The sequence below is a fragment of the Gillisia sp. Hel1_33_143 genome (assembly GCF_900104765.1).
In the GTDB taxonomy this organism is placed as follows: domain Bacteria; phylum Bacteroidota; class Bacteroidia; order Flavobacteriales; family Flavobacteriaceae; genus Gillisia.
The window spans coordinates 1,400,499-1,425,371 of sequence record NZ_LT629737.1; the positions used below are offsets into that span (position 1 = coordinate 1,400,499).

At 37.8% G+C, this 24,873-nt stretch carries 11 protein-coding genes, 2 tRNA genes and 2 rRNA genes; 10 read left to right on the forward strand and 5 right to left on the reverse strand.

Going from position 1 to position 24,873, the window contains the following annotated elements; translation table 11 throughout:
- Positions 1 to 9 precede the first annotated feature (9 nt).
- Positions 10 to 2,982 carry a heavy metal translocating P-type ATPase gene (locus tag BLT84_RS06320; RefSeq protein WP_231929511.1) on the forward strand — a complete coding sequence of 991 codons (2,973 nt, stop codon included), beginning with the start codon at positions 10 to 12 and terminating at the stop codon, positions 2,980 to 2,982.
- An 83-nt stretch (positions 2,983 to 3,065) separates the two neighbouring features.
- Here the strand turns inward: BLT84_RS06320 and BLT84_RS06325 are convergent, their stop codons facing one another.
- From BLT84_RS06325 to lysS, 3 genes are all read right to left on the reverse strand, one after another.
- The gene (locus BLT84_RS06325; protein ID WP_091263665.1) at positions 3,066 to 3,548 is read right to left on the reverse strand and encodes a hypothetical protein; all 483 of its coding nucleotides are present in this window, start codon (positions 3,546 to 3,548) and stop codon (positions 3,066 to 3,068) included.
- Between the two features lie 144 nt (positions 3,549 to 3,692).
- Positions 3,693 to 6,188 (reverse strand): zinc-dependent metalloprotease, encoded by a 2,496-nt coding sequence (locus BLT84_RS06330; RefSeq protein ID WP_091263667.1) that lies wholly within the window; start codon positions 6,186 to 6,188, stop codon positions 3,693 to 3,695.
- 178 nt (positions 6,189 to 6,366) lie between these two features.
- Positions 6,367 to 8,067 (reverse strand): lysine--tRNA ligase, encoded by a 1,701-nt coding sequence (lysS, locus tag BLT84_RS06335; RefSeq protein WP_034887676.1) that lies wholly within the window; start codon positions 8,065 to 8,067, stop codon positions 6,367 to 6,369.
- Between the two features lie 175 nt (positions 8,068 to 8,242).
- On the opposite strand from lysS, the gene BLT84_RS06340 reads away from it, so the two are divergent.
- Positions 8,243 to 8,398, forward strand: a complete 156-nt coding sequence (locus BLT84_RS06340; RefSeq protein ID WP_081891271.1) for a YqaE/Pmp3 family membrane protein — start codon at positions 8,243 to 8,245, stop codon at positions 8,396 to 8,398.
- Positions 8,398 to 9,096 (forward strand): lipoyl(octanoyl) transferase LipB, encoded by a 699-nt coding sequence (gene lipB / locus BLT84_RS06345; RefSeq protein ID WP_091263669.1) that lies wholly within the window; start codon positions 8,398 to 8,400, stop codon positions 9,094 to 9,096. Before BLT84_RS06340 ends, lipB begins: the two co-directional genes overlap by 1 nt.
- 8 nt (positions 9,097 to 9,104) lie before the next feature.
- Here lipB and BLT84_RS06350 read toward each other — a convergent pair whose 3' ends face one another.
- Both BLT84_RS06350 and BLT84_RS06355 read right to left on the reverse strand, forming a co-directional pair.
- Positions 9,105 to 11,555, reverse strand: coding sequence for a hypothetical protein (locus tag BLT84_RS06350; RefSeq protein WP_091263671.1), 2,451 nt, complete (start codon positions 11,553 to 11,555; stop codon positions 9,105 to 9,107).
- Between the two features lie 30 nt (positions 11,556 to 11,585).
- Positions 11,586 to 12,185 carry a ribonuclease HII gene (locus BLT84_RS06355; RefSeq protein WP_091263673.1) on the reverse strand — a complete coding sequence of 200 codons (600 nt, stop codon included), beginning with the start codon at positions 12,183 to 12,185 and terminating at the stop codon, positions 11,586 to 11,588.
- A 168-nt stretch (positions 12,186 to 12,353) separates the two neighbouring features.
- Between BLT84_RS06355 and BLT84_RS06360 the strand changes: the two genes are divergently transcribed.
- From BLT84_RS06360 to BLT84_RS06390, 7 genes are all read left to right on the forward strand, one after another.
- Entirely contained in the window at positions 12,354 to 15,413 is a 3,060-nt protein-coding gene (locus BLT84_RS06360) for a SusC/RagA family TonB-linked outer membrane protein (protein ID WP_091263674.1), read from the forward strand.
- 5 nt (positions 15,414 to 15,418) lie between these two features.
- On the forward strand, positions 15,419 to 16,822 hold the full coding sequence (locus tag BLT84_RS06365; RefSeq protein ID WP_091263676.1) for a RagB/SusD family nutrient uptake outer membrane protein: 1,404 nt from the start codon (positions 15,419 to 15,421) through the stop codon (positions 16,820 to 16,822).
- A gap of 115 nt (positions 16,823 to 16,937) precedes the next feature.
- The gene (locus BLT84_RS06370) at positions 16,938 to 18,881 is read left to right on the forward strand and encodes a putative porin (protein WP_091263679.1); all 1,944 of its coding nucleotides are present in this window, start codon (positions 16,938 to 16,940) and stop codon (positions 18,879 to 18,881) included.
- A gap of 986 nt (positions 18,882 to 19,867) precedes the next feature.
- Positions 19,868 to 21,387: ribosomal RNA gene (locus BLT84_RS06375) — 16S ribosomal RNA — on the forward strand.
- A 134-nt stretch (positions 21,388 to 21,521) separates the two neighbouring features.
- Positions 21,522 to 21,595 (forward strand) — tRNA-Ile (locus tag BLT84_RS06380).
- Between the two features lie 110 nt (positions 21,596 to 21,705).
- Positions 21,706 to 21,779, forward strand: a tRNA-Ala gene (locus BLT84_RS06385).
- A gap of 245 nt (positions 21,780 to 22,024) precedes the next feature.
- Positions 22,025 to 24,854 (forward strand): 23S ribosomal RNA (locus tag BLT84_RS06390).
- The 16S and 23S rRNA genes sit together here with 2 tRNA genes alongside, the layout of an rRNA operon.
- The last annotated feature ends 19 nt before the right edge of the window (positions 24,855 to 24,873 follow it).

Sequence of the window (24,873 nt, forward strand, 5' to 3'; positions counted from 1 at the left end):
ACTAATAAAATGAAACATATATATAATATAACAGGAATGACCTGCAACGGGTGTAGAGCCCATGTAGAAAAAATCCTGAAGGAAGTTGATGGAGTAGATAATGCTGATGTTAATTTGGAACATAATCAGGCTGTGATATTAATGGAGAAACAAATTCCTTTGTCAATTTTTGAGCAGGCCCTTAATGATGATGGCGGGAAATATAAAATTACCGATCTTAAAACTTCTACTACCAATAAAAAGTTAATGACTCATACATATACCGTAACAGGAATGACTTGTGATGGATGTAGAACTCATGTAGAAAATACGCTTAAGGGTATAAAGGGAGTTGAAGAAGCAGAAGTTAATTTGAAGAAAGAGCTAGCAGAAATTGCGATGCAAAAGCATATTCCTCTAGAAGTTTTTCAGCAAGCGCTTAAAGATCATGGTGGAAATTATGAGATTCATAACCAAGATCATTCAGCCTCTAAAGATGGTTTGATGACGCATACTTACGCTGTAGCCGGAATGACTTGTAATGGTTGCAGATCTCATGTAGAAAAAGCATTGCAGGAAGTTGAGGGAGTAGAAGAAGCGCATGTAGATCTTGACAAAGCAGAAGCTGAGATCAAGATGAAATCTCATATTCCTTTAAAGACTTTTCAAAAAGCATTGCAAGATGATGGAGATCATTATCAGATCTACAAACAAGGTGAGAAACCAAATGCATCTTCAGTAAAAATGGTGAAACCAAAAGGGGAAGGTACCGGAACCTTCTATTGCCCAATGCACTGTGAGGGGGATAAGACTTATGACCAACCCGGAGATTGTCCGGTTTGTGGGATGGATCTAGTAGAAGAAGTAAGTCTAAATTCAGGCGGTGAAAAATATACCTGCCCCATGCATCCTGAAATTATAGAAGATGAACCGGGTGACTGCCCTATCTGCGGTATGGATCTCGTACCTATGGAGGCGGATGTTTCTGCTGAAAAGAAATCATATCAAAAACTGCTGCGCAAATTTAAGATAGCAGTAGCCTTTACCTTGCCTATCTTTTTGATAGCAATGTCAGACATGATTCCTAATAATCCATTGTATGATGTAATGGAGCTTAAGTACTGGAATTGGGTGCAATTTGCGCTATCACTTCCTGTAGTTTTCTATGCTACTTGGATGTTCTTTGAAAGAGCGTGGCGCTCTATAAAATTCTGGAACTTGAATATGTTCACCTTAATTGGTATAGGTTCTGGAGTAGCATGGAGTTTTAGTGTATTTGGTTTGTTATTCCCAGATTTCTTTCCTGCTCAGTTTAAAACAGATGAAGGAACTGTGCATATTTATTTTGAAGCAGCCACGGTAATTTTAACCTTGGTACTTCTTGGTCAGTTATTAGAAGCAAGAGCACATAGTCGTACCAATTCTGCTATAAAAGCATTATTGAAATTGGCTCCTAATAAAGCTACCAGATTGGTAAATGGAAAGGAAGAAGTTATTGCAACAGACAAAATTGTGGTGGGAGATCTTCTTAGGGTAAAACCGGGAGATAAGATTCCTGTAGATGGTGTTATTGAAAAAGGAGAGACAAGTATAGATGAATCTATGATCACCGGAGAACCAATTCCTGTAGATAAAGCCGAAGGAGATAAAATAACTTCCGGAACTATCAATGGAAATCAAACCTTTACCATGAAGGCTGAAAAGGTAGGAGATGAAACCTTACTTTCTCAAATAGTTAAGATGGTGAATGATGCCAGTAGGTCTCAAGCACCAATTCAAAAATTAGCCGATAGAATTTCCGGGTATTTTGTACCTATTGTTGTCTTTATCTCTCTGTTAACTTTCGCGATTTGGGCTATCTACGGGCCAGATCCAGCCTATGTTTATGCTTTTATAAATGCCATTGCCGTTCTAATAATTGCTTGCCCGTGTGCTTTAGGGCTAGCCACGCCAATGTCTGTTATGGTGGGAGTTGGTAAAGGAGCACAAAACGGAGTGCTTATTAAAAATGCGGAAGCTTTAGAGCAGATGGATGACATTGATACACTTATAATCGATAAAACCGGAACCATAACAGAAGGAAAACCTTCAGTAGAAAAAGTGGTAAGTGTTGGAAATAATTCTTCAGAAGAAAAGGCTATCAAACAAATAGCTTCTGTAAATTCTTTAAGCGAGCATCCACTTGCGCAAGCTACCGTTAAATATGCTGAAGAAAAGAATATAGAAATATCAGAAGCATCTAATTTCAAATCGGTTACAGGAAAAGGAGTGATGGCTAATTTGGAAGGAAATTCCATTGCGATTGGTAATGATAAACTGATGAAGCAGATTAATGCAACAATTTCCGAAGAACTTCAAAAACAAATAAGTGCAGAGCAAAAGTTAGGAAAAACGGTATCTTATCTTGCAGTAGATGCTATTATTTCCGGCTATGTAACTATTACAGATCCAATTAAGAAGACCAGCAAAAAGGCTATTCAGAATTTGATGGATGCCGGAGTTGAGGTATATATGCTTACCGGAGATAATGAGAATACTGCCAAAGCAGTGGCAGACGAATTACATTTAAGCGGATTTAAAGCAGGTCTCTTGCCTCAAGATAAACTTAGTGAAGTAAAGCGTTTACAAGCAGAAGGTAAGAAAGTAGCCATGGCTGGAGACGGTATTAACGATGCTCCTGCCTTAGCGCAGTCTAACGTTGGGATTGCTATGGGTACTGGTACAGATGTAGCTATAGAAAGTGCTAAGATCACTTTAGTTAAAGGAGATCTTCATGGGGTGGTAAAAGCGAAAAAACTTAGTAATAAAGTAATGCGAAATATTAAGCAGAACTTATTTTTTGCGCTTATCTACAATTCTGTTGGAGTTCCTATTGCCGCGGGTGTTTTATATCCGTTCTTTGGATTGTTATTATCACCTATGATCGCTGCTTTAGCAATGAGTTTTAGCTCGGTTTCTGTAATTGCTAATGCCTTAAGATTAAAAAATTCTGATCTGGATTAATGCGGAGAGTTTATAATTTAAAATATGAGTATAAAAAAGGCGAAATGATATCATTCCGCCTTTTATCTTATAAGTCTAGAAGATTATTTTCTTCTTCTTTCCTCAGCCTTTTTGCCGTCTTTATTATTCCATTTCTTATCACCATCTTTTTTCATCTTATGATGTTTTTTAGCTTCGTGTTTATTTGCCATATATTTCCACTTTTTGAATTGATCTTCATTTAAGATCTTCTTCATCTTATCTTGCTGCGCCAATTGCATGTCTAAACGACGGTCCATCATTTTAAAACGATCTTTATCTGCCTTAGCATCATGTTTCATCGCTTTATGCTCGGCCATCATCTTATCATGCGCTTTTTCATTCTCAGTGAAAAGTTTCTGAAGATCATTTTGCTGAGATTGATTAAGATCTAATTTCAACGTCATCTTCTTAGATTTAAGAGTGGCTCTTTGTTCGGCAGTCATCTCAGATCTATCCTGACGATTCTTTCTCTCCTGCATCTGGTCTCTTTGTGCAAAAGTTGCTACAGAGAATAACATCATTACTATAATTCCTATTTTTTTCATTTTCAACTATTTTAAAGTTCTATTATAAGACTAGTAAAGATCAAATTGGTTTAATGCTAGGAAGGCTAAAGTGACCATAAAATAAAGAAACCTGCTGGGTAAGGGCCAACAGGTTTCAAAGTAAAAAACAAAACAAAACAAAAATTAACTCTTTGCTATAGGGTCTAGAATTAAATCTATGCGTTTTAAAGCATCTAATAGGTGATATCTAGTAAGTTGATCATTAGATCTGTTCACAGCGCTTCTAATGCTACGCTGCAGTGTAACCAATTCTCCACGTACAATTGGGCGAATATCACTTTGAGATACATCTACATTGGTTCTGGTAACATAAGATCTAAATCTTGCAGGGATCTTGCTCTGTTCTTCTGTCATTAATTTATCCATCTGCTCAATGTAAGCACGCTGTAGGTTTCTTCTGTATAGATCTATAGAACGACCAGAGTTTAGTTCACTCCATAGGCCTTTTCTAAGTTCTGTCATCATCTGCACTAAAGAATAGGCTTGCTTTCCATTAATCTCAGAATTTTCAATAAGTCTTCCCATTCTTCCGAAATCTAACAAGTTGTCTAGAGTTCTTTCTTGAAAACCTCTAACGCGCTCTAGATTCCCATCAAATTCGATCTTATTAAAGATGTCTTGATTGATCAACCATTGTGGAGTTGTAAATAATTCATCCTGAAGAAATTTCATGGCTTTCTTTTGATGATCTGCAGGAACATGAGTGTAAACGGCACCATCTTGATCGTATGTTTTATATTCCTCATATACACCACCAATATTCGCGGTTACATGACCCATGTATCTATTGTACTGACCTAAAACCTGACCATAAAGCGTTTTAAGATCTTCATAATCTTTACCATCTTCTGCAGTCCATTCTATAAGATTTGGAACAATTCTCTTCAAATTGGCAATTCCGTATTCACTTGCTAAAACTGCATCGTCACCAAGATCTTCCGTTTGAGAGCTTGGGTCTATTACACCGCTTTGCTGACTTCCGAATCTATACATTGGGTCTCCTGCATGTTTCAAGATCCATTGGTCTAGAACAGGTTTCTCTTCTTTTCCTTTTTTATCTAAAATTGGTCTGTAACCCCATTCTATTGCATATTTATCATAAACACCAATTTCTGGCATTAGAGCAACATCTCCATCACCAGGTTGTGCCACATAGTTAAACCTAGCATAATCCATAATAGATGGTGCAGTTCCATTTTTCTTAGTGAATTCTGGATCTCTTAGTTTCTCTACAGGATAAGCTACACTGCTTCCCATGTTATGAGGTAATCCTAAAGTATGTCCAACTTCATGAGAAGATACAAATCGAATCAATCTACCCATTACTTCATCTTTAAACTGAACTCCTCTAGCATCTTCATTAATAGCTGCTGTCTGTACAAAATACCAGTTTCTTAATAAGGTCATTACATTGTGGTACCAGTTAATGTCAGACTCTAAGATCTCTCCAGATCTAGGGTCGCTTACGTGAGGTCCATTAGCATTTGGAATAGGAGAGGCTAAATATCTTACTACAGAAAATCTTACATCTTCCGGGCTCCAATCTGGATCTTCCTCTTTTGTAGGAGCATCTTTTGCTATTATCGCATTTTTGAAACCGGCTGCTTCAAATGCTTTTTGCCAATCTTCTATACCTTGCTTAATAAAAGGTCTCCATTGCTCTGGAGTAGCTCTGTCTATATAATAAACAATTTGCTTCTTAGGTTCTACCAGTTCACCATTTTTGAACTTATCCATGTCCTCAGGCTTCACTTCTAGTCTCCATCGGTCTAAATATCGTACTGTTTTGCTTTCCTGAGCATTTAAACCGTAATCTACTTGTCCTCTCGCAAACCATCCTACACGCTGATCAAAATATCTTCTTTCCATAGGAACTACCGGAAGTAAGATCATAGAATTACTGAATTCCATAGAAATAGATCCTGTACTAGAATTAGACGGAGGATTTCCTGCATTATAAGTTTTTACGTGGCGAATCTCAATGTTTTCAGGATAACTTCTGATAGTATCTATGTATGATCTGCTATCATCTAATCTTGAAACTTTGTATTCTTTACGCTCTCTATCTGGAAGACCAAGTGCCATCACATCTTTAGTGTAAAGATCTGTTACATCTATAACATAACTTTTACTCAAAGAATCTTTACCCATAGCTTTTATAGGAAAAGATTGAAGAATAGGCTCGAAGTTAGAATTTACAACAGCCTCGTGTATTGGAAGAGAATCTGCAGCATAGATCTCGTAAGAAGCTACACGTAACAAGATATTATCGTTCTTTCTTTCCCATTTTTGAACTTGGGTATTCTGCTTACCACCACCAAAACCAATTCCATTAGCAGTTTTAGCAATTCTGGTAACAGTTAACATCTCGCGATTTAATAAACTGTCTGGTATTTCATAAAAATAATTGTCGTCTACCTTGTGAACAGTAAACATACCTTTGTCCGACTTTGCGTCTTTAGTGATCACTTTGTCAAAAGGTTTGATACCATCTTTTTTAGACTCTGGTTTTGCTGAAGCTGAGGCTGGAGCTTTTTTATTTGGCTGAAATACGGCACATCCCGAAACAGACAAAGACAAGGCAACCATCAAAAGCTTGAGAGAGAAGTTTTTCGTCATAAACTTGGTTTTAATTAGTTTTTTAGTTGAAAATGAAATGATCTTAAGTACGCAAAATATTGCTATAATTGAAAAAAGACCACCATTAGGTGGTCTTTAGACTCTTATAATTTCAAAAGGTTTAATTAGAAGTTAAAGAAATGTGAATGTTTTTAATTTCACTTCTCTTTATTTGATTTTAATTGAACCAATTTTCTACTTCCTCGAGTTGAAGTGCAGCTATTGGGAGTTTGTTCTTTTTACGCAAGCCGTTCAGTTTTTGGTGAACTTGGGTTGCTTTATTTTCTTTTAATTTAGAAACACTTATAAATTCATGCATCACAGTATCTACCCATTCTTGTGGCACCCCGATCTTAATGAAATCTTCAGGTTTTGGAGTAGGAGCTTTCTTTTCCGGTTTCATTTGTGGAAAGAATAAAACTTCTTGTATGGATTGTTTGTTGGTAAGGAACATAATTAATCTGTCCATTCCTATTCCAAGTCCAGATGTTGGTGGCATTCCATATTCTAAAGCTCTCAAGAAATCATTATCGATAAACATCGCTTCATCATCTCCTTTTTCTGAAAGCTTTAATTGCTCTTCAAAACGCGCACGTTGGTCTATAGGATCATTCAACTCAGAATATGCATTAGCAACTTCTTTTCCACAAACCATCAATTCAAAACGCTCTGTAAGCTCCGGATTATCTCTGTGCTCTTTACATAACGGACTCATTTCTTTTGGATAATCTGTAATAAATGTTGGTTGGATATAATTCCCTTCACATTTCTCTCCGAAGATCTCATCTATAAGTTTTCCTTTACCCATAGTATCATCTACATCGATGCCCATTCCTTTAGCAGCTTCGTACAGTTCTTTTTCAGACTTTCCTGTAATATCAAATCCAGTGAATTCAATAATTGCATCGGTCATGGTCACTCGTTTATAGGGCGCCTTAAAGTTTACATTATGCGTTCCAAAAGTAGCTTCGGTCTTCCCGTTTACTTCCATAGCACAGTGCTCTAAAAGATTTTCAGTGAATTCCATCATCCAGTTGTAGTCTTTGTAAGCTACATAGATCTCCATCGCAGTAAACTCTGGATTATGAGTTCTATCCATACCTTCATTTCTGAAGTTCTTAGAGAATTCATATACCCCATCAAAACCACCAACTATCAATCTTTTTAGATATAATTCATTCGCAATTCTAAGATACAAAGGCATATCCAACGCATTGTGATGCGTAATAAAAGGTCTTGCCGCAGCTCCCCCAGGAATTGGTTGCAATACCGGAGTTTCTACTTCAAAATAGCCACTTTCGTTAAAGAAGTTACGCATGGCATTAAAAAGCTTGGTACGCTTTACAAAGATCTCTTTCACCTTTGGATTTACCGCTAGATCTGCATAACGCTGGCGGTATCTTTGTTCAGGATCGTTAAACTCATCAAAGGTTTTACCTTCTTTATCTGTTTTTGGAAGCGGAAGTGGTCTTAAGGATTTACTCAATAAAGTAAAATCTTTAACCATAATGGTTTTTTCACCTACCTGAGTATTGAAAAGTTCTCCTTCAATTCCTATAAAATCACCTATATCAAGCAACTTCTTATAAACATCGTTGTACTTAGATTTATCTTCTCCGGTGCAAATTTCATCACGGTTAAAATAAACCTGAATCTTTCCATGAGAATCCTGAATTTCTGCAAAAGATGCTTTTCCTTGAATACGGCGAGACATTAATCTCCCGGCAACAATTACTTTTTCACCTTCAGTAAAATCAGATTTAATTCCAGAGGTAGTATGACTTACCGGAAATAAAGCGGCAGGATATGGATCGATATTTAATTTACGTAATGCGGAAAGTTTCTCCCTTCGTACAATTTCTTGTTCAGATAGCTGCATAAGATCTTTTTGTTTAAATAACTTACCCATTAGGATAAGAAGTTGCAAATATAATGACAATCAGGCAACCAATCAATTAGATTTCAAATTGAAAATCTGCTTTTCTGCAATCTGCTATATCAGGAGTTTTATAAGTCTTATCTTTGCATTGTAAAAATTTAAAACAGCAATTTAAATGAGTTTATGGAGAGTGCTCTTGTCAATTTTATTTCCTCCCCTTGCAGTGTATGATAGGGGTTGTGGTTCAATTTTGATAGTTTTAATATTAACTCTTTTAGGTTGGGTGCCGGGTGTAATTGCTGCACTAATCATTTTAAATAAAAGCAAGTAATGAATAAGAAGGTAGAGGTTCGAGATCTAGGATTAAAAGATTACAAGGAGACCTGGGATTATCAAGAACAGGTTTTTAAAGAAATTCTAGATCTAAAGATCAGAAATAGGAGAGAGAATCTTGATCTGGAAACGCCTAATTATTTGTTGATGGTGGAGCATCCACATGTCTATACTCTAGGAAAAAGTGGCGATCTGGAAAATCTTCTACTTTCTGAGGCGCAATTGAAATCTAAAAATGCTAGTTTCTATAAAATAAATAGAGGAGGAGACATCACTTATCATGGTCCCGGACAATTGGTGGGGTATCCAATTTTAGATCTTGAAAATTTCTTTACTGACATTCATAAATATTTAAGATTTCTGGAAGAGGCTATAATGTTAACGCTTTTGGAGTATGGTTTAAAACCACAGCGCAGTAAAGGCGAAACCGGAGTCTGGTTGGATGTAGATACACCTTTTGCTAGAAAGATATGTGCAATGGGCGTTCGTGCTAGTCGATGGGTTACCATGCATGGATTTGCATTGAACGTAAATGCCGATCTTGGTTATTTTGACAATATTATTCCCTGCGGAATTAAAGGCAAAGCGGTAACTTCATTAAATGTAGAACTTGGCCAAAAAGAGGTTTCTATGAAAGAAGTTGAAGAAAAAGTGTTGAAGCATTTTGCTAAGCTTTTTGAAGCAGAACAGGTATAAGTAGGTTTTTAAAGATCATAGATTAGTACAGCGTTTTCATCTCCTTTAACAGAAAACTGTATTGAATTTCCACTATTGTTAAGATCTAAATTAGAAGTTCCAAAAACAGGGAAGCCCGGTAGAAGTTCACCATCCTTATTAAAGATATAAACCTTTTTAGCCTGAGTATCTGTAATTCCGATAAAAGTCTTACCATTTACATTGAATATTTGTGGTTTGGTATAAATCCCAAAGTCTAGATTTACCTCATTCTTATCGATCTTCAGGATGTTTTCAGACAAGGTTACCTTGAGGTCTTCTTTAACCACTAATTTTAAGTGGACAGAATTCTCTACAGAAGATCTTGTAACCTTACCTTTTTCATTTATAGTTACTATTTTTCCATCCTCATTTACATTAACAAAGTTTCTAACTTCTGGATACCACTGGTTTTCGCCAAATTTTATCTTGTCTTTCACAGGGATTCTAGTTTTTCCCTGTCTGCTTAAAATATGAACCTGTCCATTTTCTTCTGAAACAAGGATGTAATCTTTTCTGTTTATTCTGATGTGTTTTGGAGGTAAAACTATCGTAGTTTTTGTCTTATTAAAATTGAATCCATCTACCCCTCGTGCCTTGGCATCTAGCATGTAGACCTGATTTTTTTGAGTGATAACAAATCTGTAATCTCTTTTGCTATCATAATCAAAAATACTAAGAGGTTGGGTGATGGCATCTTTATAATTTTTAGGAAAAGGTTTTACATCATTCCCATTCCTATCTAAAACTTCAAAAGAATTTTGAGTGGTAAAAGCCATTTGTAGATTTCCATTCTTGTATAGGTCTATCTGCTCAATGGCACCAATAATTCTTCCGTCCAGTTTTTTCTTCCAAAGAACTTTTCCATCGGTATTTAATAAATACAGTTCATTTTTTTCATTTTGAACCGCCACTTCCAGACTTTTGGTGTCGTGGTTTTTTACAAGAAAAGGTGTTGTGGCAATCTTACCATCTATTTTTAAAGGGGAATTTGCTTTTACAGTAGTAGAGACACCAGAGGGAATACTTCCGCTTTTTTTACTCATAACCGCATGAATATGAGAAAAATTGGAATCTTGAACGAATTGTACTGCCACTACTGGATAATCTTTAAGGTCTACTTTTTCCAGATCCTCCAAAAGTTCATCATTCACTACCTTTTTTAAGGCCTCTGTAAAATGTGAATTATTACCTACTATTAATAGACTGGAAGAACTGGCTAATTGTGAAACCGTCTCTTTGTAATAACCTTGTTTACTTAAGGTGGAATTATTTTGATAGCTAGAGATCAAATTTTCCAAAACGGTTATAGTTTCACCAAACAGTACAAATTCATCTGTAAAAGCATAGTATTTTAATTTCATTGGTGATACTAAAGGGGCTAAGAATTGAGAGTAATCTATATTGTTACTATAAATGGAAATATCTCTAAACTCAGAAGCTATATCCTGAGAATTGGAAATGGCATCGAAAGCCAATTCTGGATCTGTAGTGGTAAGAACAAGAGTGTTGCCGTATGTGTTAAAAATCACACCGGCTTCTCGTGTATAATTTAAAATATTGGTTTCAGGCAATTCTAAAGAATCAATTCTTGAAGCTTCTAGATTTTTATACAGTTTGCCAAAGTTTTGATAAGTAAAAGAATAAAATCCGCTGGCAGATGTTGGAGTGATGTCTGCTATTCTATTGGCTTGAGCAGTAATGTTGTCGAACAGCTTTAAACTGTTGTCTGCATCTTTACCGGAAATAGAGATCCCGTTTAGTTGAATGTCTTTTGAGTTAATATCAAAATCTAAAGACATCCATCCATCGCTAAAGTTGAGGGGAAGCGAATTTTCTTTAAATGTATTTTTTAGTGTCCTATCTAGTTGATCCTGATTAATTAGAATTGAAGTTTTGCTCTTATCTGCCGCCGCTAGTGCTTTTGAAAAGGTTTCACTGTTTTCTTCCTTTCTATTGATGCTTTCTAATAAAAGTGTTCTGGAATTACTCGCTATAAAGTCTCCATTTTTTACGGTTGTAAAAACCATTAAATTATCTAGAGTATATTTCTTGAAAGTTTCGCCTTCAATAGTTAAGGTTTCTACGGTTTTATTCTTTGTAGAATCAAGGTCAAAGAAACCTTCTTTAAATTCAGTAATATATAGGTATTCATAACCCGATTTGGATTTTGTAAAACTAAGTAAAGAAGATTTACCTGAAGAGGTAAATTTACTGATGTTCCTTAGTTCTTCTATAGGAAGGGATTTTAATAAAGTAATATTCTTTTGAAAAAACGCAGTGCTGTCTATCTTATTTATAAAAGTATACAGATCATTAGACTGAATTATAAAATCTGCCTTCTCAGAAACAAACTGTAAAGAGTTAGATTCTGAAGTTTTGTCTTGTTTGCAAGAGATAATAAGAAATAGGAATAAGTAGACTGCGTAATATTTTTTCATACAGTAGAAAATTTTAACTAAGGTGCTAAGTTATAATTCTAGTTTCAATTGATCGGGTAGCAGTTTAAAAGTTTGTCTATGATATTGAGTAGTTCCATACTTTGCAATAGCTTCTCTGTGTTCTTTGGTTGGATAGCCTTTATTCTTTTTCCAATTATACATGGGGTATTCTAGGTCTATTTTTTTCATATACTCATCTCTATAAGTTTTAGCCAGTATAGATGCAGCTGCAATATTTAAGTATTTCCCATCACCTTTCACTACACAGAGATGAGGAATGTCTTTATATGTTTTAAATCTGTTGCCATCTACAAGAATATGTTCTGGAATAGAAGATAGAAGATCTATGCTATGATGCATGGCAAGGAATGAGGCATTTAAAATGTTAATTTCATCAATTTTATGATTATCTACATGTGCCACGCCATAGCAAACAGCCTTTTTTTCGATAATTAGCCTTAATTCGTCTCTATTTTTACCTGTTACGATCTTAGAATCATTTAAAATTTTATTTTTAAATCTTTTGGGTAAAATAACAGCTGCTGCAACCACGGGACCAGCAAGACAGCCTCTTCCGGCTTCATCTGTACCACATTCTAATTGACTTTTGGAATAGGAATTTCTTAACATTAAGATAATAATTTAAAAATATTTACGCAACCTACGCAACCATTTGGTTTTTTGTGCATCTACTTAACAGCGTTGTGTTAAGATTTTAACACTTCAAGATCTTAGATTAGTACTTCATTAAGGAATATCAACGGTCTTGGGCGCAGGCTAATTCAAATTAACAAAATAATGAAAAAAAAATTAAATGTAATTCTAACACTATTTTTAGTGTTTGTGGTGCAATTAACCTTTGCACAGGAAAAAACCGTTACCGGAACGGTTAGCGATAATCAGGGGTTACCTCTTCCAGGGGTAAACGTTATTGTTAAGGGTACAAACAATGGAACACAAACAGACTTTGATGGAAATTTCCAAATTTCTACTGCTACAGGTCAGGTGATTGTATTCTCTTATGTTGGTTTTGCAACCCAAAGTCAAACAGTAGGTGCTTCTAATACTATTAATGTAACATTAGATGTAGATGCTGCCGCTTTAGATGAAGTAATTGTACTTGGATACAGCACTAAAGGTGTTGAAGAAGTTACAGGTTCATCTGTTCAATTAGGTGGTGAAGAAATAGCTAAGTCTCCTGCAGTTTCTGTAGAACAAGCTTTACAAGGTAAAGTAGCTGGTCTTCAAATCTCTCAATCTTCTGGTACTCCTGGTTCTATTCAGGATATCCGTATTAGAGGTATAAGTTCTATCAACGGAGCTAATGATCCTTTATATGTAATTGATGGAGTGCCGGTTTCTAACAACAACATTTCAGGAAGTGCTAACTATTCTTCTTTAAACCCATTAGCATCTATCAACAGTCAGGATATCGCAAGTATTACTGTACTTAAAGATGCATCTGCTACTGCTGCTTATGGAGCACGTGGATCTAACGGGGTTATTGTTGTTACAACTAAGTCTGGTGCATCTGGAGATACTAGTTTCACATTCTCTTCTCAAGTAGGTTTCCAAAATGACGCTTATAACAAGAGAGACGTTTTAACTGGTCCTCAGAGATATGAATTATTAGGTGAAGCTTTATTGCGTTCTTATGGACCTAATGGAACTGTAAGAGATCTTGGAGTAACTACTCCTGCTGAAGCTCGTGGTTTAATTCCATCTATTGATGCGAATTATGATGGTACTTCTGTGTACGATTGGGCTGGAGAAATTAGAAATGAAGATGCTTTAACTCAAAACTATACTTTTTCTGCTTCTGGTGGAGGTGAAAAGTCTAGCTTCTACGCTTCTTTAGGTTACAACAATACTGAAGCTACAGTAATTGGAAGTGATTTCGAAAGAATTAATGGGTCTTTAAACTTTGACAGAGATTTAAGAAGCAACTTAAAATTATCTCAGTCTATCAATGTTTCTAACATTACTCAAAACCCGGTATTAGAAAACGGTACTTTCTTCTCGAATCCTTTTATTACTAGAGTTCTTATGAACCCTTTCAATAATATTCGTAACGATGATGGTACTTATAATATCGATCTTCCTTTTGGTTCTCTTCCAAACATCTTCTACGTTAACGAAAACAACGTAACTAGAAATGCATTAACAAGAGCTATTACAAACACCAAATTAGATTGGGAATTATTTGATGGTCTTACTTTCTCTAATAGATTAGGTTTAGATTACCAATTAAACGAATACAACAACTACAATAACAGATACGAAGGTGACGGTGCTGAAGTAAACGGAACTATCGCTGTGTCTGATGAAAAGAACTTTAACTTGGTTTACCAAGGATCTTTAAACTATGGCTTCAAATTAGGTGAAGATCATAACTTTGATTTTACTGCTCTTTTTGAATACCAAAAAAATCAGAACTCTTACTTATTTGGATCAGGAGAAAACTTCCCAGTAGATGGTCTAATTCAAATTAACACTGCAAGTGCTAACTTTGATGCAGATTCACAATTTAGTGACTGGTATAATGTTTCTTATTTAGGGTTAATTAACTATAACTATGCTGGTAAATATGTGGTAGATGGAACAATTCGTCGTGAAGGTTCTTCTAGATTTGCTCCAGGAAATAGATTTGGTACTTTTGGATCTGTAGGTGCAGCTTGGAATATTCACAGAGAAGACTTTATGTCTAACTCAGTTTTTAACACGTTAAGACTAAGAACTTCTTATGGTATTACAGGTAACAACGGTGTAGGTCTTAATGCTTACCAACCATTGTTAACGTATAGTGCAAACTATGCAGATAACGGAGCAGGTTTCCCATCACAATTTGGAAATGCAGATCTTACTTGGGAAAAAGGTGAATCTTTTGACTTAGGAGTTTCTTTTGGATTACTTCAAAATAGAGTTTCTGGATCTTTTGCTTACTACAACCGTAGAACATATGATCTTTTATTAGATGTGCCATTATCTTTAACTACCGGGTTTGATGTACAAGCTAGAAACGTAGGAGAAATGGTGAATAAAGGTATCGAAGCAGAACTTGCTGTTGATGTTATTAAAACTGAAGACTTTACTTGGAATGTATCTGCTAACTACGCAACTGTAGATAACGAAGTTACCGAACTTGCTGTAGGTGCAGATGGTAATGATTTAGATACTGAAGCTGGAAGTAGCTACAAAACTACTCGTACAGGATTACCTTTACGTTCTTGGTTCATGAGAACTTGGGCTGGTGTAGATACAGAAACTGGTGCTCCAACTTGGTATGTTAACGGTAGAGATGGAGAAGTTACTTCAAACTACAACGCTGCTCAAAGAGTAGATCAAAATGCAAGTGCTTTACCAACTTATTCTGGAGGTTTAGGAATGAGATTTGATTATAGAGGTTTCTTTGCTGAAGGAAATGCTTACTTTGCAGGTGGACACAAGATCTACGAGCAATACGCGCAATTCTACTTAAGAACTAACTCATTTACATTAGGAACTTACAATGGTGCTGCAGAATTATTAGAGAGATGGCAACAACCAGGTGACGTTACAGACGTTCCAAAAGTAGATTACGGTACAAATGATAACTTCCATAATACATCATCTCGTCATTTATATGATGGTGACTATGTAAGATTGAAAAATGTTGCTGTAGGTTATTCTTTACCTTCTAGATTTGTAGAAACTATTGGTCTTGATGGGTTAACACTTACATTACGTGGAACAAATGTTGCTACATGGGTTAAGGATGATGGTTTAAAGCTAGATCCAGAAGTAAGAGCAAATGGATATACTGCATTAACTACACCTCCGGTTGAATCATATACTTTAGGTGTTAACATTAAATTTTAAGAAAAATGAAAAAGAGTTTTAAATACATATTTACAATTGCTTTAGGATTAGGGATTCTTTCTTCTTGTTCTGAAGACAATTTAGATCCAACTTTACAGCAATCTAAAGATATTGACCTTAGTGTTAATACTGTAAATGATCTACAGGCCGTAATTAATGGAGCCTATAACAGAATATCTCTTACAGATTATTACGGGAGAGATAAGATAATTTTAGGAGAGGTTTTTGCTGATAATGCTTCTTCTAACGCGAATTCAAACCGTTTCGTAACAGAAGCTAGAATGGACTTGCTGGCAACTTCTGGTATTTCAGAAACATTGTGGGCAAGAATGTACTCGGTTATTGGTTCTGCGAACATTGTAATTAATGCTAGTGATATTAGCGGAGATGAAGCTACTATCAATCAGATAAAAGGTCAAGCTTACGTTATTAGAGCTTTAGCTCATTTTGATCTAGTTACTTTCTACGGGCAACAAAATGTGAATGGTGGAAGTCTTTCTTCTGCAGGTGTTCCTTACGTAACTGCTTTTAGAGATGAGAACTCATTATTCCCAGCTCGTAATTCTGTACAAGAAGTAAGAGATATGGCTTATGCAGATTTAGAAATGGCTAAAAGCTTAATGGATGATAGTGTTGGAAATGTTGAGTTTATCAATACCTATGCTGCAAGTGCTATTGAAGCTAGAATCGCTAACTATTTTGGTGACTGGCAGAGATCTAAAGATGCTGCGGAAGAAGTAATTCTTTCTGGTAACTTTAGTGTAGTAGATGAATCTTCATTCTTAAATTCTTTTGCTATTGATGGGGCAGCTAATTCAATATTTGAAATAGCAAACTCAGAAACAGATAACGAAGGTATTGACGGTCTTGCTAACATTTACCAAGCTACAAACTATGGTGATGTTATCGCTTTACCAAATTTAGCTGCTATCTATGAAGATGGTGATGTTAGAGGGGTATCTACAGATGATAAAGAAGGTGTAATTACTTTATATGCAAATGGAACTTTGAGAAATACTGGAAAATATCCATCTTTATCTCCATTTAAAGATAATATCTCTGTTGTGAGATATGAAGAAGTAGTTTTAATATATGCTGAAGCTTTATTAGAAACTGGTGGTACAGATGCTCTTATGTATCTTAACATGATTCCTTCTAATAGAGGAGCATCAGAATATTCTGAGGCTACTAAAGCTAACATCTTGTTAGAAAGAAGAAAAGAATTAGCTTTTGAAGGATTTAGATTCCATGACTTAGCTAGAACTAAAATGGATATTCCTTTTGTAGATGTACAATTACAATTACATCAAGGTCCTGCATACGGAAGTTATAACTTTGCAATGCCAATTCCTCTTGCAGAAGATGATGCAAATGCTAATTTAGATCAGAATTTTGGTTACGGAGACTAATTAGTTCTTGTAATCTTATAATATTAAACCGCCCATTATGGGCGGTTTTTTGTTTTTATACAAACTCCTTCTGTTCGCTTAATTATTTTACTTTTGTAGAAGTTGATATATAAAAATGAAGCACCTTATTTTAGTTCTGTTTATTCTGGTACCTATAATCTTATTTGCTCAGGATCCTGCACCAAATACACCTACCCAAAAATCTCAGCAAGGGCCTGTTGGAAATAATAGTGCTGCAAGCCAAGATGTGCAAAAACAAGACTCTGCCGCAAAACCACCTATATCATTATATAGGATCATAACAGTTAAAAGAGATACAGTTATCCTAGATACTTCTTTAACCATTCAGAAAGATTATAAGTTCAACTATCTCAGAAAAGACAATTTTGAATTACTTCCTTTTAATAATGTTGGTCAAACCTATAATTCTTTAGCTAGAGATATTAAAAGTGAAGTGCTTATTCCAGAATTTGTAGCGCAGGCTCGTCATTTCAATTTTATGGAAGTAGAAGATATTTATTATTATCAGGTTCCAACTCCGCTCACAGAAGTTTATTTTAAGACCGTTCCCGAGCAAGGTCAAACCTTAGATGCATTCTTTACCATGAACACTTCAGAAAGATTAAATTTTTCTGTGGCTTATAAAGGACTTCGTTCACTGGGTAAATATCAAAATGCACTTACTAGTACTGGAAACTTTAGAGCGACATTTAATTATAATACCAGTGATGATAGGTACAGAATTAAAACACATTTTGTGTCTCAAGATCTATTAAACCAGGAAAATGGTGGATTGAGTGAAGATGCGCTTCAGCAATACCTAGATAAGGAACCAGAATTTGATGATAGATCTTTGTTGGAAATGAAATATGAAAATGCGGAGAATATACTTTATGGCAAAAGATTTTATTTAGATCAGGAGTATGATCTGGTAAAGGGAACTTCTAATGCTATTACGCTTCAACATATTTTAGATTTTAGCGATCAGAAATATATCTTTAGGCAAGATGAAGCTACACCAGAATATTATGGGGCTTCCTTTAGAGCTTCTAATTTAGAAGATAGAGTTTTGTCTAGACACATTAAGAATGTAGTAGGAGTTACCTATGAAAATTCTTTGCTTGGTAAACTAACCGCTAAGGGACAACACTCTTATTATAATTATGGATACAATTCCGTTATTTTTTTAGAAGAAGATAAGATCAATAATAGAATTGAGGGGGATAATTTTGGATTTGGTGCCGCTTATGAGAAAACTATTGGAGGATTTGATATCTATGCAGATGCCATGGCAAATATTGTTGGAGATTTTACTGGGTTCTATCTTACAGGGGGTGCAGGATATAAATTAAATCAAAACAATCAGCTAAGTGCAGAGATCAACATTAATGATCATGCTCCAAACTATAATTATCTATTGTATCAAAGTGATTACCTCAATTATAATTGGAGTAACGATTTTAGCAATCAAAGTCAGAGAAGTTTAAGTCTGCAGTTAAGGTCTTTAGATCTATTTAATGTCGAGGCAAGTATCAATCAAATAGATAATTATGCATATTTTGGAGTAGACGAGTCTAATGGCGTAAAACCTTTTCAATATAACGGTACCGTTAATTATTTAAAGGTGAAATTAGGGAAGGAGCTTACTTATGGTAAATTTGCATTAGATAATACAGTAATGTATCAAAATGTAACTTCAGGTAAAGATGTTTTTAATGTACCAGACCTTGTTACTAGAAATACACTCTATTTTAAAGATCACTGGTTTCAAAGAGCATTATATGTACAGACAGGATTAACATTTAAATATTTTAATGCGTATAATATGAATTCTTATGATCCGGTTCTGGCCGAGTTCTACGTTCAAAATAATGAGGAGCTTGGTGGCTATCCTATGGTAGACTTCTTTTTTAATGGACGGGTAAGGCAAACCAGGATCTTCTTTAAATTGGAAAATGTAAATACGCTTATTAATGGTAATAACAATTTTACTGCGCCGTCTTATCCATATAGAGATTTCTTAGTTAGATTTGGGTTAGTGTGGGATTTCTTTTTATAATCTCATTGTCTTATTAGATTTATCCATCTCGTATTAATAGTAGATCTTTTTTATTTACTAAAATATATATATTTTTTTGTGCGTTACCCTTTCTTTGGTCGGGTCGGGCGCTATGCTTGTAGTTATTAAAAGCCGGAAAGAGCTTTTACTAAGCTACCGCTTCGCTCCCTAACGCGTGTAGTTGAGATAGCTACAATTTCCAATTTGAACAAGAATTATAGGTTCTTGGCGTTAGATCTGGAAACTGCGATAAAATAATCAGAAGTTTAACGTTCGAAGTTTCAAAGCGTTAAGGCTACGTTAAAGAAATATTAGAAAAAAGATAAAATAAAGCTTGGTTATAAGAAAGAAAGCGGTGTATATTTGCAGCCGCTTTAGGCGCCACTGGTTAAGTGATGTAAGAAGCTTTGTTCTTTGTATAGTGATGAGTACCCGGTTAAAAAGCCTTGTTATTTTTAAAGATTTAAAGAGGCTAAAAAAAACTTAAAATAAGTTTGCTGGTTAGAGAAAAAGAGTTGTACATTTGCATCCGCTTTGAGAATGACATGAAGGTGTTGTTTGAGGAGTGAGAAAGTTCTTTACTAGTGTGGGTTGCGACGGTTTTTACTTCCTAATAAGAGGTTAAAAAAAACTTCAAAAAACTTTAAAATAAAGTTTGGAAGTTAAAGAAAAAGCGTTGTATATTTGCAGCCGCTTACACAGCGGATACGATCACTACAAAATACTGAATTGAAATCCCGGGATAGGGTAGTAAAAAAAAGAAGGTTCAACTCCTTTAATTTCACAATGAGCTCTTCGTTAAGAGGAGATCAACTAAGTTCATTGATATATTGAATTGACAGCGCGTTTCAAATGTTGTTCGTAAGAACGGCAGAAGAAACCAAAAGAATACGAATCAAGACTAGAATAGAATTTTGAGCTGTTATTATCTTTTCGGAGATAGTAATAGAAGAAGACCTTGTAATTGTTATATTATTTAAAGATTAACGATGAAGAGTTTGATCCTGGCTCAGGATGAACGCTAGCGGCAGGCTTAACACATGCAAGTCGAGGGGTAACGGGGTGCTTGCACCGCCGACGACCGGCGCACGGGTGCGTAACGCGTATACAACCTACCTTATAGAGGGGAATAGCCCAGAGAAATTTGGATTAATGCCCCATAGTATTATCGATTAGCATTAATTGATGATTAAACATTTATGGCTATAAGATGGGTATGCGTTCTATTAGCTAGATGGTAAGGTAACGGCTTACCATGGCTACGATAGATAGGGGTCCTGAGAGGGAGATCCCCCACACTGGTACTGAGACACGGACCAGACTCCTACGGGAGGCAGCAGTGAGGAATATTGGACAATGGGCGAGAGCCTGATCCAGCCATGCCGCGTGCAGGAAGACGGCCCTATGGGTTGTAAACTGCTTTTATACAGGAAGAAACACTCCCTTGCGAGGGAGCTTGACGGTACTGTACGAATAAGGATCGGCTAACTCCGTGCCAGCAGCCGCGGTAATACGGAGGATCCAAGCGTTATCCGGAATCATTGGGTTTAAAGGGTCCGTAGGCGGGACAATCAGTCAGCGGTGAAAGTCTGTGGCTCAACCATAGAATTGCCATTGATACTGTTGTTCTTGAATACTTATGAAGTGGTTGGAATATGTAGTGTAGCGGTGAAATGCATAGATATTACATAGAACACCGATTGCGAAGGCAGATCACTAATAATTTATTGACGCTGATGGACGAAAGCGTGGGTAGCGAACAGGATTAGATACCCTGGTAGTCCACGCCGTAAACGATGGTTACTAGCTGTTCGGTCGCAAGACTGAGTGGCTAAGCGAAAGTGATAAGTAACCCACCTGGGGAGTACGTTCGCAAGAATGAAACTCAAAGGAATTGACGGGGGCCCGCACAAGCGGTGGAGCATGTGGTTTAATTCGATGATACGCGAGGAACCTTACCAGGGCTTAAATGTAGATTGACAGGGGTGGAAACACCTTTTCCTTCGGGCAATTTACAAGGTGCTGCATGGTTGTCGTCAGCTCGTGCCGTGAGGTGTCAGGTTAAGTCCTATAACGAGCGCAACCCCTGTTGTTAGTTGCCAGCGAGTCAAGTCGGGAACTCTAACAAGACTGCCAGTGCAAACTGTGAGGAAGGTGGGGATGACGTCAAATCATCACGGCCCTTACGTCCTGGGCCACACACGTGCTACAATGGTAGGGACAGAGAGCAGCCACTGCGCAAGCAGGAGCGAATCTATAAACCCTATCTCAGTTCGGATCGGAGTCTGCAACTCGACTCCGTGAAGCTGGAATCGCTAGTAATCGCATATCAGCCATGATGCGGTGAATACGTTCCCGGGCCTTGTACACACCGCCCGTCAAGCCATGGAAGCTGGAAGCACCTGAAGTCCGTCACCGTAAGGAGCGGCCTAGGGTGAAGCTGGTAACTGGGGCTAAGTCGTAACAAGGTAGCCGTACCGGAAGGTGCGGCTGGAACACCTCCTTTCTAGAGTATTGCTTATTAAAGAGCAATCGCAGTTACAAAGCAGATCTCTTAAGATTTTGTTTTTGTCTTGATTCCTGTCAATTTAATTATTAAAGAATAAAGGGAGACCTTGAGAAATGTCTCTTAAATTAGACAGTCTCATAGCTCAGCTGGTTAGAGCGCTACACTGATAATGTAGAGGTCGGCAGTTCGAGTCTGCCTGAGACTACTTTTTATAGCGAGAGTTATAAAAGATGTTCATTAAAATTATAGGAAATTTTAGAAGTTGAGAATTCTAATCATTTTAATTCTGAATTCATAGTTCTGAATTTCGAAAATGGGGGATTAGCTCAGCTGGCTAGAGCGCCTGCCTTGCACGCAGGAGGTCATCGGTTCGACTCCGATATTCTCCACTATTCCTAGATCTTTTAGGTATAGGTAATTCAAACAACCAGGATACACTAGTATACTTCGTTTGGTTATCATCGAAAAGAGGTCGTTTAAGGGAAAAACGTTCATTGACATATTGGGAAATAAAGAATACGAGAAACATTAGGTGCTTACAAGTTAATTGTAAGTGCAAAAGAATAAATAATAATCGTTGTTATTAGAACTGCTGCACGGCGTTTTAATAATAACAGAGTAAATTAGGTAAAAGCACATAAGCTAAATAAGGGCGTATGGGGAATGCCTAGGCTCTCAGAGGCGATGAAGGACGTGATAAGCTGCGAAAAGCTGCGGGGATTGGCACACACAAATTGATCCGCAGATATCCGAATGGGGCAACCCAGTACATTGAAGATGTATTATCCGCAAGGAGGCGAACCCGGGGAACTGAAACATCTAAGTACCCGGAGGAGAAGAAAACAATAGTGATTGCGCAAGTAGCGGCGAGCGAACGCGCATTAGCCCAAACCAATGAGTTTACGGACTTATTGGGGTTGTAGGACCACGATATTTGATGCGTAATGAATTAGAACACTTTGGAAAGAGTGACCATAGAGGGTGATAGTCCCGTATAGGTAAAGAGCGTTATTGATAGTGGTATCCTGAGTAGTGCGGGGCACGAGAAACCCTGTATGAATTTGGCGGGACCATCCGCTAAGGCTAAATACTCCTGAGAGACCGATAGTGAACCAGTACCGTGAGGGAAAGGTGAAAAGAACCGTGAATAACGGAGTGAAATAGATCCTGAAACCATACGCTTACAAGCGGTCGGAGCCTTTAGGGGTGACGGCGTGCCTTTTGCATAATGAGCCTACGAGTTACCGTTGCCAGCAAGGTTAAGCCTTTAAGAGGTGGAGCCGTAGCGAAAGCGAGTCTTAATAGGGCGCTGTAGTTGGTAGTGGTAGACGCGAAACCGTGTGATCTACCCTTGGGCAGGTTGAAGCTGTGGTAACACATAGTGGAGGACCGAACCCGTTGACGTTGAAAAGTCTTGGGATGACCTGAGGGTAGGGGTGAAAGGCCAATCAAACTCGGAAATAGCTCGTACTCCCCGAAATGCATTTAGGTGCAGCGATAATTTAGTTTTATAGAGGTAGAGCTACTGATTGGATGCGGGGGCTTCACCGCCTACCAATTCCTGACAAACTCCGAATGCTATAAAATGATTTTTATCAGTGAGGGCATGGGTGCTAAGGTCCATGTCCGAGAGGGAAAGAACCCAGACCATCAGCTAAGGTCCCCAAATGTATATTAAGTTGAAAAAACGCGGTTGAACTGCCCAGACAGCTAGGATGTTGGCTTGGAAGCAGCCATTCATTTAAAGAGTGCGTAACAGCTCACTAGTCGAGCGGTTCGGCATGGATAATAATCGGGCATAAATATACTACCGAAGCTATGGATTTACAGATTACTGTAAGTGGTAGGGGAGCATTCTAATAGGGTTGAAGGTGTACTGCGAGGTATGCTGGACTAATTAGAAAAGAAAATGTAGGCATAAGTAACGATAATGCGGGCGAGAAACCCGCACACCGAAAGACTAAGGTTTCCTCAGCTATGCTAATCAGCTGAGGGTTAGTCGGGACCTAACGCGACCCCGAATGGGTTAGTGGATGGACAACAGATTAATATTTCTGTACCTGCCCCACGTTAAACGTGACGGAGGCGAAAAGTTAGTGCGTACTGACGGAATAGTACGTTGAAGCCAGTGGTAACACGGCAATAGTACACAAAAGCTTCGGCCGGCGTGATAATCTAGCAAATCGACTTCCAAGAAAAGCAAGTGGTGGCAGCCCGTACCGTAAACCGACACAGGTAGTTGGGATGAGAATTCTAAGGTGCTCGAGAGATTCATGGTTAAGGAACTAGGCAAAATCGACCCGTAACTTCGGGAGAAGGGTCGCCCATCTTCGGATGGGCCGCAGTGAAGAGGTCCAGGCGACTGTTTATCAAAAACACAGGGCTCTGCTAAATCGAAAGATGACGTATAGGGCCTGACACCTGCCCGGTGCTGGAAGGTTAAGAGGAGATGTTAGCTTCGGCGACGCATTGAATTGAAGCCCCAGTAAACGGCGGCCGTAACTATAACGGTCCTAAGGTAGCGAAATTCCTTGTCGGGTAAGTTCCGACCTGCACGAATGGTGCAACGATCTGGACACTGTCTCAACCATGAGCTCGGTGAAATTGTAGTATCGGTGAAGATGCCGATTACCCGCTGTGGGACGAAAAGACCCCGTGCACCTTTACTATAGCTTAGTATTGACTTTGGACAAGTGATGTGTAGGATAGGTGGGAGACGTTGAAGCTGCATCGCTAGGTGTGGTGGAGTCATTGTTGAAATACCACCCTTTACTTGTTTGAAGCCTAACTTCCAATGGAAGGACAATGCTTGGTGGGTAGTTTGACTGGGGTGGTCGCCTCCAAAAGAGTAACGGAGGCTTCTAAAGGTTCCCTCAGCACGCTTGGTAACCGTGCGTAGAGTGCAATGGCATAAGGGAGCTTGACTGAGAGACATACAGGTCGATCAGGTACGAAAGTAGAGCATAGTGATCCGGTGGTTCCGCATGGAAGGGCCATCGCTCAAAGGATAAAAGGTACGCCGGGGATAACAGGCTGATCTCCCCCAAGAGCTCACATCGACGGGGGGGTTTGGCACCTCGATGTCGGCTCGTCACATCCTGGGGCTGGAGAAGGTCCCAAGGGTTGGGCTGTTCGCCCATTAAAGTGGCACGCGAGCTGGGTTCAGAACGTCGTGAGACAGTTCGGTCTCTATCTACAGTGGGCGTTAGAAATTTGAGTGGATCTGACTCTAGTACGAGAGGACCGAGTTGGACGAACCTCTGGTGCACCAGTTGTCACGCCAGTGGCATTGCTGGGTAGCTACGTTCGGAAGGGATAAGCGCTGAAAGCATATAAGCGCGAAACCCACCACAAGATGAGATTTCTTTAAAGGACCGTGGGAGACTACCACGTTGATAGGCCATAGGTGTAAAGGCAGTAATGTCATAGCCGAGTGGTACTAATAATCCGTAAAGCTTAGTGCAGTTCCCATCCTAGTAATAG

Excerpts from the sequence above, each read along its gene's own strand:
- BLT84_RS06320 (WP_231929511.1), top strand. The coding sequence starts at position 10 with ATGAAACATATATATAATATAACAGGAATGACCTGCAACGGGTGTAGA.
- BLT84_RS06325 (WP_091263665.1), bottom strand. The coding sequence starts at position 3,548 with ATGAAAAAAATAGGAATTATAGTAATGATGTTATTCTCTGTAGCAACT.
- BLT84_RS06330 (WP_091263667.1), bottom strand. The coding sequence starts at position 6,188 with ATGACGAAAAACTTCTCTCTCAAGCTTTTGATGGTTGCCTTGTCTTTG.
- lysS (WP_034887676.1), bottom strand. The coding sequence starts at position 8,067 with ATGCAGCTATCTGAACAAGAAATTGTACGAAGGGAGAAACTTTCCGCA.
- BLT84_RS06340 (WP_081891271.1), top strand. The coding sequence starts at position 8,243 with ATGAGTTTATGGAGAGTGCTCTTGTCAATTTTATTTCCTCCCCTTGCA.
- lipB (WP_091263669.1), top strand. The coding sequence starts at position 8,398 with ATGAATAAGAAGGTAGAGGTTCGAGATCTAGGATTAAAAGATTACAAG.
- BLT84_RS06350 (WP_091263671.1), bottom strand. The coding sequence starts at position 11,555 with ATGAAAAAATATTACGCAGTCTACTTATTCCTATTTCTTATTATCTCT.
- BLT84_RS06355 (WP_091263673.1), bottom strand. The coding sequence starts at position 12,185 with ATGTTAAGAAATTCCTATTCCAAAAGTCAATTAGAATGTGGTACAGAT.
- BLT84_RS06360 (WP_091263674.1), top strand. The coding sequence starts at position 12,354 with ATGAAAAAAAAATTAAATGTAATTCTAACACTATTTTTAGTGTTTGTG.
- BLT84_RS06365 (WP_091263676.1), top strand. The coding sequence starts at position 15,419 with ATGAAAAAGAGTTTTAAATACATATTTACAATTGCTTTAGGATTAGGG.
- BLT84_RS06370 (WP_091263679.1), top strand. The coding sequence starts at position 16,938 with ATGAAGCACCTTATTTTAGTTCTGTTTATTCTGGTACCTATAATCTTA.